Below are 278 nucleotides of genomic sequence, written 5' to 3'. Positions count from 1 at the left end.
GTCGCCATCGTACGGACCGGTATCCGAGATGGAAGCGGCCACTCGGGCCGACAGCAACGACTCGATTGCGGCGAGCGCGGCGACGGTGCACGCAGCACCGACAAGGGAGAGCATCGTCGTCGTCTCCGCGGCTGGCAGCGCCGGCGCGGGAAGCGAGCCCGGGAGCGTGCCGATCCTGGCAAGCGGAAGGCCCGCCAGGTTTGCGACGACGGCCACCAGGACGATCGCGATGAGAGAACCCGGTAGCTGCGGGTGGATGCGGGGCGCCACGAGCATCA

Annotated in this window: 1 protein-coding gene; it reads right to left on the bottom strand. The window is 69.8% G+C overall.

All coding sequences use genetic code 11. The features are described 5' to 3' along the window. A partial coding sequence (locus tag WDW90_RS39245; RefSeq protein WP_336493012.1) for a SulP family inorganic anion transporter occupies positions 1-278 on the bottom strand: 278 nt, incomplete at both ends.

Source organism: Methylobacterium nigriterrae (genome assembly GCF_037106235.1).
Lineage (GTDB): Bacteria > Pseudomonadota > Alphaproteobacteria > Rhizobiales > Beijerinckiaceae > Methylobacterium > Methylobacterium nigriterrae.
Note: the sequence above shows the minus strand (reverse complement) of the source record. Positions and strands in the feature narration are given on the sequence as shown.